We start from the raw sequence: 15,022 nt of genomic DNA on the forward strand, positions 1-15,022 counted from the left end.
CGTCCCGTGGGATGAAAGAATTCATCTCGTGAGACGAATGAATGTATTTGCCGATATGAATAATGCAGGTTAAATCATAGTTGCCTGCATCCAAAGTAACGAAGAACTATATATCGCCGAGGGGGAGTAATAACAAATGGAACCCCAAATGATAACATTACAGCCATCGGAAGGATTATCTCTGGCCGTGGTTCATAACATAATAATCTCTGTTATATATTTATTTTTCCGACCTTTGCAACGCATTTAGCCTGAATAATTCATGCTTCAGGAGTTAGAGGAGTTAAAGGAGTTATCAGCCAACAAGTTGGCTTAGGAGTTAAAACCGATAGTATTGTTATATGGTTCACGGAGTATCGGCTTAAACTGCTTAACTACTAACGAAGTGATAACTACTCTAACTACAGTATGAATAATGCAGGTTAGTACTTATTTGGAGTACAGCTATAATGACGGCATATTAACTTTAATAACAAAATAATAGTTCCTATGAAGAAGGTTATATTGGCAATCTGTTGCATCTTATCCGCAAGTCTTTCATTTGCGCAATACATTTATCCGTTTCAGAACACAGCGTTAAGCGATGATGAACGATTGGATAATCTGTTGTCACTGATGACGATTGATGAAAAAATAAATGCGTTGGGAACTAACTTGGGAATTCCCCGGTTAGGCATACGTAATACGGGACATTCCGAAGGACTCCACGGAATGGCTCTGGGAGGTCCGGGCAACTGGGGCGGCAGGAAAATGGTGAACTACCAGATGGTTCCCGATGTATATCCCACTACCACCTTTCCGCAAGCCTACGGGCTGGGCGAAACATGGGATACGGAACTGATAAGGGAAGTAGCAGATCTTGAAGCCACAGAAATACGTTACTATACCCAAAGCGCCCGATACCAGAAAGGCGGACTTGTGATGCGCGCTCCAAATGCCGATTTGGCACGCGACCCGCGTTGGGGACGAACCGAAGAATCATTCGGCGAAGACCCTCATCTTGTGGCCCAAATGACAGTTGCTTTCGTGAAAGGTCTGCAAGGTGAAAATCCGCGCTATTGGAAATCCGCTTCTTTAATGAAGCATTTCCTTGCCAACAGCAACGAAGCCGGCAGAGACTCCACTTCTTCCGATTTCGACAATCGACTTTTCTATGAATATTATGCTTATCCCTTCCGGAAAGGCATTGAAGATGGCGGTTCGCGTGCATTTATGGCAGCCTATAATGGCTGGAACGGCACGGCGATGACAGTACACCCTGTATTGGAAAAGATTCGCTCGGAATGGAACATGAATGGGATAATCTGTACCGATGGAGGCGCGTTGAAGTTGTTGGTGGAGGCGCATAAAGCTTATCCCAACCTTACGGAAGGGGCCGCCGCTGTTGTCAAAGCCGGCGTAGGACAATTCCTCGATACGTATAAACCTTATATATATGAAGCTATCGCACAAGGATTGCTTACGGAAAAAGACATAGACAAAGTAATCCGCTACAACTTCTTTATCGCACTCCGGCTTGGGCTGCTGGACGGTAACCCCAACAACGTGCCATACGCTAACATTGGTGTTACCGACACGGTTGCTCCGTGGACTAAGAAAGACGTAAAGGAGTTTGTTCGCCGGGTTACCGCAAAGTCCGTTGTTCTGCTAAAGAATAAGAACAAATTCCTGCCGTTGGACAAAAACAAAATAAAGTCAATAGCCGTAATCGGCCCTCGGGCAGATGAAGTGCTGTTGGACTGGTATAGTGGAACGCCACCTTATGCGGTAACAATCCTGCAAGGAATCAGAAACGCCGTAGGTAACGATGTGGAAGTATTGTTCGAGTCGACAGACGACACGGATAAAGCAGCCATTGCAGCCAGGAAAGCCGATGTCGCCATTGTTTGCGTAGGAAACCACGTGTACGGAACAGACCCCAGATGGAAATACTCACCGGTTCCGAGTGATGGAAGAGAAGCTGTAGACCGCAAAGCATTGACCTTGGAACAGGAAGATTTGGCCAAAGTAGTGTACAATGCCAATCCGAATACCCTTATGGTATTGGTAAGTAGTTTCCCGTTTGCAATCAACTGGTCGCAAGAGAACCTGCCGGCTATATTGCATGTAACCAATAACAGCCAAGAACTTGGAAACGGGTTGACGGATGTTATTTTCGGTCAGATAAATCCGGCAGGAAGAACTACCCAGACCTGGGTTAAAAGCATTACCGATTTGCCTCCGATGATGGATTATGATATCCGCAACGGGCGGACTTACATGTATGCGAAGAAAACCCCTCTTTATCCGTTCGGATACGGATTAAGTTATACAAAGTTTGATTACTCCAACCTTGCGATTTCTGCAAATGCCATACGTAAAGACGAAACATTGAAAGTCTCGGTCAATGTGAAAAATACCGGAGAAAGAGATGGTGAAGAGGTTGTTCAGCTCTATGTGTCGTATCCGGATTCAAAAGTAGTGCGTCCTGTTAAGCAACTGAAAGGTTTTAAACGAACAATGATTCTTAAAGGAGAAAGCCAACAACTGACCTTTGAACTGAACCCGGAAGATTTAGCTTATTGGGATGATACGGTGGATGACTTTGTTATAGAATCAGGCAGAGTAAATGTCATGGTAGGAACATCTTCCGAAGACATCAGGCTAACAAAAAGAGTAACAATAAAGTAAAAACAGAAAAAAATCCTCAAAAGAACTCTCAAAAGAGTGGGTCAGTCCGAAAACCCGGTTGCAGTAACTGACTTATTATGCACACAACATTGATAACCTATATAGAAAGAACGGTATATCGGCAACTCCTCTAAACTGACTTCTAAACGCTTTTACTTTCGCATTGAATGATTCGGCTCCGGCATTTGTTTGCCTATTTACAAAGAAATTTAAGATTGTGTCATAATGATTTATAAATGTGTCAATGACTGTTTGAAATGCGTTCCCGGCAAGTTTGCTTACTTTATCGAACCATTTGGCTAAGTTTAATCTGGCAGCGTCTTTGTGACTTTTCGCGTTATAGATATCGGTGAGTTCCATGGCTAATTGATAGGCTTGTTTGAGTTCCGGATAGAATTCAAATATTATATCCGCCCTCCATCTTTGCGAGGTTGTCCATTTAGACTCATGTCTGGTTAATATAAATTTAGCACGAGCTAGCAATTGCTTGCGTGTATCACCATTCGCATATCGGAAAGGGAGATACGGTATCCCTTCTTCTCGACATCGTTTGATTTCTACATTTTCCAGGTCACGAGCCATCCAACGTAAAGTAATACGCAATTCGTCCAATGCGTCATAATACAGCTTTTGTACGTGAAAGCGGTCATTGGTAATTCTGGCTTTGGGGAAAACAGTACGAGCTATCAACATCATAGAGGAGGATAAGTCAAGTGTTATTTCCATCACTGCCTTCCGCTTGGAGACACAAATTTTCTCAAGGATAGCTATCACTGTTTCCGCTTTAGTACCATGTATAACCGCCACAATAGTACCCGGACCACCGTGTCCGTCCTTGTTTGTCAGGAAAGTATACACTTCTCCACAACTTAAACAGGTTTCATCTATACTAAGATTCTCACCTATGTTTTGAGGAAACAGCAAGTAATCGGTAGCATGATTCAATTGATCCCAATGGCGATAATCCGAAAAGATTTCCTTGTATTGGCTGGATAGCTGTTTACCATTTACACCATAGTGGGTCGCAATACCCTTGATGCTTTCCGCTGTAGTCTCAATTCTATTCTTTTAAAAAAGCAACAAACTCGGGGGAAAGTTTGGAGCCATCTTCACTTAAGTTGTCGTAAGTATAGGAGAATATTTCACCAGTAGAACGATCTATCCATTTGCGCCGCCTCACATGGAGATAAACCGCATGACCACGGATAGGAAAATCCTGAACTGTCTTGGAATCGGTAAAACCATAAGGGCGAACACACCCTGCTTTATAATCCTCACGAGACATATATTCACGTTCGTCAAGCCAATACTCTAATGTTGTATCTGTTTCCTTGTAATCCACAAACTCAAAATTATCTGTGATTACCTCAGGAAACACTGTTTTTAATACTTCCCACTGTTTCATGTGCCAAAGATAAGCAATTATACAAACAGGTCAGTTACTGCAACCGGGTTTTCGGACTGACCCTTAACATCTCCCTGATTCAGACGAACCAGTATATAAAAATAGGGCTACACCGACAAAGGATGTAGCCCCAAATACATTTTTTAGAGTGCAAATAGCGGGACTAAAGCCGATACTGGCACTTTTCTAATGCAAAGATAAGAATTTCTTTGTATACCCGAAAGAAAACTTTAAAATTCTTCGATTCCGGTAGCTACTTTTAGTATTTTTTGTACAATAACAATATAAATACGATTCTTGTTCTACTAATAACCATCAATAGCGTTTTTAATAAATCTTTGGCATGTTTTTAAAGAATATGGGCAACGTTTATTAACAGCGTAAAAAGTGGCTTTAAAACCTATCACTAATATATTCCTTGATTCTCGCATCGCAGACAAAGAGAAAGCCATCTCGTACCTTATAGAATCTGATGACTGGCTAAATCTTTAAAATGGGTGACGCGTTGATAAAGTCAGGAATGAGATTCTTGTGTGGTTGCCCTATAATATTGTTTTTTTCTTGATAGTATTGATTTACCCTTCACTTGCCTTAGCAAAAAAAAGGACACAAACATACCCCCTCATTACTCTTCATAAATCACCCGTATACTGAACCCTATTCACTATACGACTGAATGGCATTCACTATACGACTGAACCCTATTCACTCGTATACTCATTCCACCCCCTCTCAGAACATGCTCTGGGTAGGATAAAAGACCTATTCTTCGACCTCTACTACTTTATCGCTAACATTATAAATCGCAACAATTCCATACCCTCCGCTCACGTTCGAGAATATCTTTACCGGCTCCTGAAAATTATCCTCCACCGAGGCCTGCTCCAACGAACGCAGATACTTGTATAAATTCTCGGAGAGGGCGTGAATTTCAACCTTTACAAAATGCCTGACGGATTCATAGTCATAGTCATTGAACCGGTCTTTCCTGATATATACATTCAGCGTATATTCTTTCCCCTGAAACAAATCGTCCGAAAAAACCCTGTACACATGGTCATCTTCTCCGCCAATGCCGGAAATATTGTTGAATATGATTTCCTGGTCAACATACACGTCCTGCAAATTCCAAGGAAAGGCAGATTCATCAGCCTCGGCGTCAAACAAAGTTTTATCCCGGATTACAATGCGGTAGTAGTTCCTTGCATCAGGGTTATCCCTGATTTTGATAAGAGTGCGCAAATAGGACATATCATTGACTTTCCCCCTGAACCATTCGGTAGATACCGATACTATTTCAGCAGGAAGCGGGGCATAGTCGAAACCACTGAACGCCCCGTGCTTTGGCGTACTGCCGCCTATCTCCACTCTATCTCCGGGAGATAATGGCTCTGCAAAACGATAGTAGCTATCAACACCTCTGTAGGTGTCAAACGCTATCTCTTTGTCCGAACCGTTTATCTTCAGTTGCAAGCTCGGGTTCTCAATCCGGGCGGCTTCTGCCGGTGAGAACAGGGAAACGCTTTCCGACAGTTTCACGGAATTTATATTCGCCGTGCAGTTGATAATCGTATTCAGAACCGCTTTCGGCGCCGAATCCTCCGTACTTATTGGAATCTCCTTTTCGCATCCGCTTGTAGAAGCCATTGCGATTGCTAAAACTATTGTGTGATATATTGTCTTTTTCATAATCTGCTAAAAATGATAAGTGTAAGAAATTGACGGCATGATAGGAAACAGCGATATTTGCATTAACCTGCGGGCGGTTGCTATTTCTCCGTCCGGCTTGGCGGTCTGCTCTTCTTCTATATACAGTTTAAACGGGTTCATGCGGTTGTACACGTTGTATATGCTGAAATTGAGGACGCTGTACCGGCTTCCTTTCCTGCCGGTCGTATAGTTCACCCCCAAATCGAGCCTATGCTGTGCCGGCATGCGGTAGTTATTGCGGTGGTCGAGTTGTTCTGCAAAGTTCACGATTCCCCATGCATCAGGAATGTCGGGTGTAACGGCAGTCATCATGGGCAGGGTAGCCATGTCGCCCGAAGAATAAACCCAACTCAGGGAGGCATCAATCTTTTTGCCGAATTGGTGGGTGAGGCGAAAATTGACGGTGTGCCTGCGGTCGAACCTTGCCGGAAACCACTTGCCGTTGTTTATCTCCGTAAACCGGCGTTCCGATTTAGCCAGTGCGTATGACAGTATGCCCGTTGTGCGTCCCTCTTTCCGTTCTAATGAAAACTCTATCCCATACGCCCTGCCTTCTCCGGCTTCAACCTTGTTTTCCCAGCCGGACGAGATGCCGGCAAAAGAAGCCCCGTCCTTGTATTCGATTACGTTGCGCATATTCTTATAATAGGCTTCAACCGATATATCGAACAGCCGCGGTATAACGTAATAGCCGCCTATCGAGATTTGTTGTGAATTCATCGGTCGCACACTGGCGGTTACGGGAACCCACATGTCTGTTTGCAGTACCAGCGAATTGCTCGAAAGCAAGTGAATATATTGCTGCATGTGGGTGTATCCGGCTTTGACAGACATCCGGTCGGATAGCATATACCGCACCGCCAACCGGGGGTCGACGGCATAATACGTTTTGTTATCGACATTGAACAGCGAAGCCCTGACGCCTGCGTTCAGCCGTAGTTTCGGGGTAATATCCCAATCGTCCTCCACATATACGCCACTTTCTTTTGCGAAGACATTAGGATTGGCGATATTCTTATTGACACCGTCATCGCTTATGTGTTGCTTAATGACTTCCGGTTTGAAGTCATGATAAATGAAAGACGCGCCCGCCCGGATGTAATGCCCGGATGCAGGGATATATTCAAAGTCGGCGGTTGCGGCGTAGTCTTTTATCCCCGAATCGTAATTAAGCCCGTTGTGGAACTTCACGTTATTTCCATTCTCTCCTGTCGTTGCAAAACTTTTGTCGATGGACGTATTATATCTGTATTGATTGTACGAAAGGGTGGTGTTCATAAACAAGGTTGGCGACAATACCGTGTTGAGCCTTGTGGCGAATATCGTATTCCCCCATTTCCAGTCCTGCTGCGTAGCAGAGTTTTTCTGTCCCGACGGGTCGGCGCTTTCACTGTGACGGTTTTCCAGTTTATCCCGCCCGTTGTACGCCATGGCGTAGAGGGATGTGCGTTCATTTAGCTTATGGTGGATTTTAGCATTGATATCGTAAAAGAAGAAGTTGGTTTTAGATTCCGACGAACTATCCTCATCATCAAGCCATTCCTGCACCGGAACCAGGTACAAATCGACCAATGACCGCCGTGCGGAGAAAGTAAATGACGTTCTATCCTTGATGACAGGAGCTTCCAGATTGACTTTGAGGGCAAGTAATCCCAGCGTGGCCGACCCGGTAAACTTATCCTTGTTGCCGTCTTTGGTGGTTATATCTATTACAGACGAAAGCCTCCCTCCGAAACGGGCGGGGAATCCCGATTTGTAAAGTGTCACGTTCTTAAGCGCATCGGTATTGAATACCGAAAGGAATCCGAAAACATGGTTGGCGTTGTATATGGGGATACCGTCCAGCAGTATCAGGTTCTGGTCGGGACTTCCGCCGCGGACACTCAGGTCGCTTTTGCCTTCCGCCGTATTCTGTACTCCCGGAATATATTGCAGCGATTTCATCAGGTCGCTTTCGCCCAATAGGGCCGGGGTTTCCTTAATCATCGACAGGGATACGTTGACGTTTCCCAGTCTCGCCACCTGTAGATTCCGGTTTGTCGCCGTTATGCTTACTTCTTGTAACTCCAGGGCAGAAGGAGTCAGTGATATATTGATGGTGGTATCTTTCTTCAGAACGAAGTCTAAATGAAAATTCTCATAACCCATATAGCTGACCGTGAATTTGCAGTTACCCTGTGGAAGCGTCAGGCTGTACAAGCCATAAGAATTGGTCGTAGCGCCTTTGCCGGCACTCAACCCCGCAACATTACACCCAATGAGAACTTCGCTTGTTCCTCCATCCGTTATTCGCCCATTTATGGTAAAGGTTCGTTTGGCAGGTTGTGGGCGGATGCTCTGAGGAGGTTTTGTTGCTTCGGGTATTAAGATAATGTGATACCCGTTGATTTTGTACGACAATCCCATGCCTTTCAGAACTTCCGTCAGCGCTTTATCCGGGCTGGCATCTTTCAGTGATAGCGAGATGCGCTTCTGTACATCTATTTTAGATTGTCCGTAGGCAATGCTGTACCCCGTTTGCTGTTCGATTTGTGCAAATACGTCCGCAAGGGAGACGTCTTTTGCCTGTATCGTAATCCGCTTCTCTTGAGCCATCGAGAAACGAGGGCAAAAGGAAAATAGAGTCAGAAAAACTATTATCAATATGAATTTCGTTCGATGAGCCATACTTTATATGTTTGGGGTTATTATGATCTTGTTTCCTGTTTTGGTATAAGAGAAGTCCCCGGTTACGTCTTTCAGGACGTGCAGGATTTGTTCGATGCTGTCGTTCTTCAGGAACTTGATGGTATAGTATTCCTTTGATTGATGCGGTGCGTTGCCGGTGTCGAAAGTAATATTAAAACGCCGCTCTAAGGTCTTGAAAATCTCATCCAGCGTAGCCCCTGTGAAGATGAGTTGCCCGGTAGTCCACGACGTAATATCATGGGCGGAAACTTTTGCTACCTGAATAGCGTCGGTCTGGCTGTCGAAAGTCAGTTGCTCGTCAGGTTCAAGGATTCGGGTTTGGTTGGAGGTGGTTTTTACTTCAATCTTTCCGGTTGCCAGTGTGGCGGTTGTCCGGTTGTCGCCGCTGTAAGCCCTGACATTAAATTCCGTTCCCAGCACCTTGACCGAAAGATTCTGTGTGTTGACTATAAAGGGTCTTTGTGCATCCTTCCTGACAGAAAAGCAGGCTTCTCCTTCCAGTGTCAGTGTACGGTTCTCCTTTCTGAATGTTGAGGGGTAATGCAGCGAACTTCCGGCGTTGAGCCACACTTCTGAACTGTCGGGCAGCAGGATGTGTTTTGTTTCCCCGTAAGCCGCAATGACCTGAAGCATTTTCTCCTGTTGGGAAAAGTAATAAATGCCACCCAATAGCATGAATGCCGGGATTAATACGGCGGCAACGCGCATCAGGCGGCGGTGCAATGGAATGGTTCTCAGAATACCTGTTCGCGCATTGACACGTTTCAATGCCTGCAAGGTGCTTGCATTGGGCTTTGCCTCCAGTGCGTCCCAATATTCCAAAGAGGCTTGCTCTTTTTCTGCGGAATATTCATCTTCAATGAGCCATTGCTGTATCTCTTCTTCCGTATCTTTGGAATATCTGTTTTGCAGATACTCTTTGGTAATCTTCGATACCCGGCTTTTTTTGTCTGTTTCCATTTTCTCTGTTTTGCTTCGTTTTTGCTGTAATACAACTCAACGGTAAAAACCTCAATGAGAAGATGGATTTTTTTTTCAGAAAAATCAGGGAAAGAATAAAAAGATGCAGTTAATGGCTTTCCGGAGGTCTTTCAGCGCAAGACTTAACTGGCTCTCTACGTTTCTTTTTGTGGTATTCAGCCGGATGGCTATTTCTTCATTCTTCAGACCTTCATTCCGGCTCAGGCGATAGATTGTTTTCCGTTGTTCCGGCATTTTCTCAACAGCCATTTCAATGAGTAAACGGGTTTCCCGGGCAATCAATTCATCTTCAGGGCTGAAGCCGGAATCCGTCTGCCGGACAGCTTCCCCATGAGCTTCGCGGACGAATTTATGTTTGAGAAAATTAAGCGCTGTATTTCGGGCGATGGTGTGCAGGTAGGAGCTGAAAGACTTGGTTACGTCTATGGATTCATGGTTAATCCACAGGTTTACAAAAATATCCTCCGCCAATTCCTCTGCATCAACTTCCGATTTTATATAACTGAAAATGAAAAGTTTGATTTTATCGAAACAGGCCTTAAATACGTCTTCGAATGCTTTGTGGCTACCATTCCTTAAAGCAACAATAGTGGTTTCGCTAATTGGCTTCATGGGGGCAAAGGTACGATTTCCCGGTGCAGGTTAGTTGTTGTTTAAGGAAATTTAAAGAGTATACGGGGCTTAGAGCCTGTTTAAATTTTGCTCAGCAATGTTTTGAGAGTTATTTTTGAGGATGTTTTTCTGTTTTTATGAGGAGCATAGCGGGCTATGTGACGAGTAAAAAGAGGAAAACAGACCGAAAATAAACTCAAAACAGGCTGAATAAAAAACTTTTTGAGGAAATTTTAAACAGGCTCTAAGAAACTGCTTGGATTTTGCTCAGCATTATTTTGAGAGTTGTTTTTGAGGATGTTTTTTTGTTTTTCTTCGTCACATAGCCCGCGCTATGCTCCTCTTAAAAACAAAAAACAGACCGGAAAACAAGCTCAAAAGAAGCTGATAGAAATCTTAAAAAAGGAAAATCAAAACAGTTTCTTAAGGGTTAGTTATTAGTGATTAACAATTAATGCTTATTTTTGCGACAGAATAGACTTATGCTATTGAAAATTAACAACTAATAAAATTAAGAATCAAAAAAACTATGGCAAATAATAAAAGGCTTCTGATTATTGTAGGTATCATATTAGTATCAGCACTGGTTGTTGTCACTGTATTATTGCTTTCCGAAAAACAAACCAACAAGGAACTGGTACAGGAATTCCAACTGGAAAAGGAAGACCTGGAAAACGAATATACACGCTTTGCGCAACAGTATGACGAGTTGAAGCTGACCGTGTCCAACGACTCCCTGTCCGTACTGCTGGAACAGGAACAACTGAAAACCCAACGTCTGCTGGAAGAACTGCGCACCGTGAAAAGCACCAATGCCGCCGAAATACGCCGCCTGAAAAATGAACTTGCCTCCCTGCGCAAAGTCATGATAGGTTATATCAACCAGATAGACTCGCTGAATCGCCTCACGGAACAACAGAAAGTGGTAATCGCACAGGTCACGCAGAAGTATAACGATGCTTCCCGGCAAATCAGCGACCTGTCTGAAGAGAAAAAGAACCTGGATAAGAAGGTAACCCTCGCCGCCCAACTGGACGCCACCAACATCAGCATCCTGCCTGTGAACAAGCGAGATAAAAAAGCCAGGAAGGTGAAAGATGTCGTAAAATTCAAGATAGGCTTCACCATCGTCAAGAATATCACTGCCGAAACCGGCGAACGCACACTCTATGTCCGCATCACCAAGCCTGACAATGACGTACTGACCAAGAATTCCGCCAATACCTTCCCTTATGAGAACCGCGAACTGGGATACTCCATTAAAAAGTATATCGAATACAACGGCGAAGAACAAAACGTAACCGTGTACTGGGACGTGGAAGAATTCCTCTATGCAGGCACATACCGGGTGGATATCTTCGCCGACGGAACACTTATCGGTTCGCAGGCATTCACGTTAGAGTAGTATCGTTTTGAAACCAACACATATTTTTCCCCTTTCTTTGTTCTCGTACCTTTCGTTCTTGGGTGTTATAATAAAAACGGTTTGCTCCAGCCTCGTGCAAAAAGGTATCGAATTTGACAGCTTTAAATTCCGGGTTATGCAGCATGTTTTTCCGTTCAGAATATATTAGCGACGGGTTTTAAAGCCTCTTTTTACGCTGCTAATAAACGTTGCCCACGTTTTTTAAAAACGATGGGCATATTCTTTAAAAACGCTCCAATGATTTATTAAACTCTGTTCAAAAAAGCCATCCGGAATGCATTCTGAGAGGGGGTAGGCTAAGTATACGACTAAGGTACCCTAAGTATACGACTGAGGGTATCTCAGTCGTATAGTGAGATAGGCTAAGTATGGGAGTGAGATTAACAAAAACTTGGCACCGCTGCACCGAAAAAAGTTTGATTCATTTTGAAGTCTCACAGAAAGCCTCTACATTTGCATCGTTGTTTATGCAATTATTGTTGCCGCACAAGGCAAAATCTTGATTGCCTTAGCTTGTATTATTCAAGCTGTAGACTAAAAAAAGTAAATATAAAAAACAAAATGGTTTCTTAAGATGTTTATATGCCATGAAGAAGTTATTATGTTTCATTTGGTTGGCATGTCTCGCACTTTCTATCGGTGCACAAAAGGTTTTAAACCTCGATAGTTGCCGTGCATTGGCTATAGCCAATAATAAAGAATTGCTGATAAGCCGGGAGAAAATCAACTCCGCGCATTATCAGAGGAAAGCGGCGTTTACCAACTACCTTCCCGAGATATCCGCCACAGGTGGATATATGCGTACACAGAAAGAGATTTCATTACTGAATGATGCTCAAAAAGGAGCGTTAGGTTCTATAGGAACGCAAATGAGTGGCGCTATGCAGAACGGCATACAAGGTATTCTGACGCAACATCCGGAGCTGACACAGAACCCGCAATTCATGGCGTTTATCCAGACGCTGGGCAATGTAGATATTGCTACTCCGCTCAATGGCCTTGGAAATTCCCTTATAGATGCATTCCGCACGGATACGCGAAACATGTACGCGGGCGCACTGACGCTGACGCAACCCCTTTATATGGGTGGTAAGATACGGGCTTACAACAAGATTACCCAATATGCCGAGGAACTGGCGCGCCAGCAACACAACACGGGCTTGCAGGAGGTTATTCTCAGCACCGACCAGGCTTACTGGCAGGTGGTATCGCTGGCTGGTAAAAAGAAGTTAGCCGAAGGATACCTTCAGTTATTGCAGAAGCTGGAGAGCGATGTGGACAAGATGATTGCCGAAGGCGTTGCCACCAAAGCGGACGGATTGTCGGTAAAAGTAAAGGTGAATGAAGCGGAAATGACGCTGACTAAAGTGGAAGACGGTTTGAGCCTTTCCAGAATGTTGTTGTGTCAACTATGTGGGCTAGATTTGTCCACTCCCATTGCTCTTAAAGATGAAAAAGAGAATGATTTGTCCCCCACTCCGGTAGCTGCTAATGGCATTGACCTGGAGATGGTTTACGGTACACGTCCGGAAGTGCGCAGTCTGGAACTCGCTACCGAAATCTATAAACAGAAAGTAAATGTCACGCGTTCCGAATATCTGCCGTCGTTGGCGCTCATGGGTAGTTATATGATGACTAATCCTTCGACTTTCAATGGGTTTGAGAAGAAGTTCAAGGGGATGTGGAGTGTAGGTGTCGTGCTGCAAGTGCCCGTCTGGCATTGGAGAGAAGGTACATATAAGGTGAAAGCAGCCAAAGCGGAAGCGCGCATTGTGCAACATCAGTTGGATGATGCCAAAGAGAAGATAGAGCTTCAGGTTAATCAATCTGTTTTCAGGGTTAATGAAGCGGCTAAAAAGCTGGCTATGGCGGAGAAGAATCTGGAGAAAGCAAACGAAAACCTGCGATATGCCACGCTTGGGTTTGAAGAAGGAGTCATAGCTGCCGGCAATGTACTTGAGGCGCATACAGCCTGGCTTTCAGCCCAGTCAGAGAGAATAGACGCACAGATTGATGTAAAGCTGACCGATATTTACCTGAAAAAGGCGTTGGGGCAGTTGAACGTTGATAAATAAGGTGAATTAGGAGTTAAAGGAGTTAAGGAGTTAAAGGAGTTAAGGATTTATCAGCCATAAACAGGCTTAGGAGTTAAAGCCGATACCCCGTTTATATGTTAACTCGTCAGGTTACTACGTGACGGCCTTTCACGTGCTCCCGTGACGACTCGTCACGTGTCCCTGTAACGACTCGTCACCTGACTACCTGATAGCTCGTCAGGTGGCTACCTGATGACTCATCAGATTCAGTAGCAACACTATCGGCTTTAACTCCTATAACTACTGAGCGAAGCGATAACTCCTAAACTATTGATTCACAGTAACAAGGAACAATATCAAAAACAAGAAACAGAGCATTGCAGCTCTCATAATTCATAATTCATAATTCATAATTCAAAAAATGGATACCAAATCACAAAACAGTAATATGCTGCTGGCGTTCTTAACGTTGTTGGGCGTCATTGCCATTGTAGCTATAGTAGGTTTCTTCATGTTGCGCAAGGGACCGGAAATTGTACAGGGACAGGCAGAAGTCACGGAATACCGGGTATCGAGCAAAGTGCCGGGACGTATTCTGGAATTCCGCGTGAAGGAGGGGCAAAGCGTGCAAGCCGGAGATACGCTTGCCATACTGGAAGCTCCGGACGTGTTGGCTAAACTGGAACAGGCGCGTGCCGCCGAAGCTGCCGCACAGGCACAGAACGAGAAGGCGCTGAAAGGCGCCCGCCATGAACAGGTACAGGCTGCCTTTGAAATGTGGCAAAAGGCAAAGGCAGGACTTGAAATTGCCGAGAAATCTTATAAACGCGTAAAGAACCTTGCCGACCAGGGAGTAATGTCCGCGCAGAAGTTGGACGAAGTTACCGCACAACGAGATGCCGCCGTGGCCACCGAGAAAGCCGCCAAAGCGCAATACGATATGGCCAAGAATGGCGCCGAACGGGAAGACAAGGCAGCAGCAGCCGCTTTGGTAGACCGTGCCAAGGGAGCTGTTGCGGAAGTGGAGTCTTACATTAAAGAAACATACCTCATAGCTCAGACAGCAGGCGAAGTCTCGGAAATCTTCCCCAAAACAGGCGAACTGGTAGGAACAGGCGCGCCGATTATGAACGTCGCCATACAGGAGGATATGTGGGTGACATTCAATGTCCGGGAGGATTTACTGCAAGGGCTAACCGTAGGTACGGAATTCGAGGCATTCGTTCCGGCATTAGATAAGAACATCCGGTTGAAGGTGAGCTATATGAAAGACCTGGGTACTTATGCCGCCTGGAAAGCGACGAAAACAACCGGGCAGTTCGACCTGAAGACTTTCGAAGTGAGGGCATTGCCACTGGAAAAGGTGGAGGGGCTACGGCCGGGGATGTCGGTGATATTGGAGAAGTGATTAATGTGAATCAGAAATTAAGGAGTTATATGCATATTACAGAACTATTTCAATTCCCCTCCTCCTGGGCTACTCTCTATACACAT

The 15,022-nt window shown here is 44.7% G+C and carries 10 protein-coding genes; 4 read left to right on the forward strand and 6 right to left on the reverse strand.

The window, feature by feature from the left end; genetic code table 11:
• The first annotated feature begins 489 nt into the window (after nt 1-489).
• Nucleotides 490-2,670 carry a glycoside hydrolase family 3 C-terminal domain-containing protein gene (locus tag B2Z67_RS11875; RefSeq protein WP_291530047.1) on the forward strand — a complete coding sequence of 727 codons (2,181 nt, stop codon included), beginning with the start codon at nt 490-492 and terminating at the stop codon, nt 2,668-2,670.
• Between the two features lie 75 nt (nt 2,671-2,745).
• Here the strand turns inward: B2Z67_RS11875 and B2Z67_RS11880 are convergent, their stop codons facing one another.
• The 6 genes from B2Z67_RS11880 to B2Z67_RS11905 all read right to left on the reverse strand — a co-directional run bounded on the left by B2Z67_RS11880 (nt 2,746) and on the right by B2Z67_RS11905 (nt 10,066).
• Nucleotides 2,746-3,729 (reverse strand): ISAon1 family transposase, encoded by a 984-nt coding sequence (locus B2Z67_RS11880; RefSeq protein ID WP_422652255.1) that lies wholly within the window; start codon nt 3,727-3,729, stop codon nt 2,746-2,748.
• Nucleotide 3,730: 1 nt separating this feature from the next.
• Nucleotides 3,731-4,075: an ISAon1 family transposase N-terminal region protein gene (locus tag B2Z67_RS11885; RefSeq protein ID WP_291530049.1), complete on the reverse strand. Its 345-nt coding sequence runs from the start codon at nt 4,073-4,075 to the stop codon at nt 3,731-3,733.
• Between the two features lie 762 nt (nt 4,076-4,837).
• A complete protein-coding gene (locus B2Z67_RS11890) occupies nt 4,838-5,764 on the reverse strand; it encodes a DUF4249 domain-containing protein (protein WP_291530050.1) in 927 nt (308 codons plus the stop codon).
• A gap of 6 nt (nt 5,765-5,770) precedes the next feature.
• Nucleotides 5,771-8,380 (reverse strand): TonB-dependent receptor, encoded by a 2,610-nt coding sequence (locus B2Z67_RS11895; RefSeq protein WP_291530051.1) that lies wholly within the window; start codon nt 8,378-8,380, stop codon nt 5,771-5,773.
• A gap of 75 nt (nt 8,381-8,455) precedes the next feature.
• On the reverse strand, nt 8,456-9,433 hold the full coding sequence (locus B2Z67_RS11900) for a FecR family protein (protein WP_291530052.1): 978 nt from the start codon (nt 9,431-9,433) through the stop codon (nt 8,456-8,458).
• Between the two features lie 84 nt (nt 9,434-9,517).
• The gene (locus tag B2Z67_RS11905) at nt 9,518-10,066 is read right to left on the reverse strand and encodes an RNA polymerase sigma-70 factor (protein WP_291530053.1); all 549 of its coding nucleotides are present in this window, start codon (nt 10,064-10,066) and stop codon (nt 9,518-9,520) included.
• Between the two features lie 529 nt (nt 10,067-10,595).
• Here B2Z67_RS11905 and B2Z67_RS11910 point away from each other — a divergent pair.
• The 3 genes from B2Z67_RS11910 to B2Z67_RS11920 all read left to right on the forward strand — a co-directional run bounded on the left by B2Z67_RS11910 (nt 10,596) and on the right by B2Z67_RS11920 (nt 14,936).
• Nucleotides 10,596-11,471 carry a hypothetical protein gene (locus B2Z67_RS11910; protein ID WP_291530054.1) on the forward strand — a complete coding sequence of 292 codons (876 nt, stop codon included), beginning with the start codon at nt 10,596-10,598 and terminating at the stop codon, nt 11,469-11,471.
• Between the two features lie 608 nt (nt 11,472-12,079).
• A complete protein-coding gene (locus B2Z67_RS11915; protein WP_291530055.1) occupies nt 12,080-13,567 on the forward strand; it encodes a TolC family protein in 1,488 nt (495 codons plus the stop codon).
• 382 nt (nt 13,568-13,949) lie between these two features.
• The gene (locus B2Z67_RS11920) at nt 13,950-14,936 is read left to right on the forward strand and encodes an HlyD family secretion protein (protein ID WP_291530056.1); all 987 of its coding nucleotides are present in this window, start codon (nt 13,950-13,952) and stop codon (nt 14,934-14,936) included.
• The last annotated feature ends 86 nt before the right edge of the window (nt 14,937-15,022 follow it).

It is taken from the genome of Bacteroides sp. UBA939 (genome assembly GCF_002293435.1).
Classification (GTDB): Bacteria; Bacteroidota; Bacteroidia; order Bacteroidales; family Bacteroidaceae; genus Bacteroides.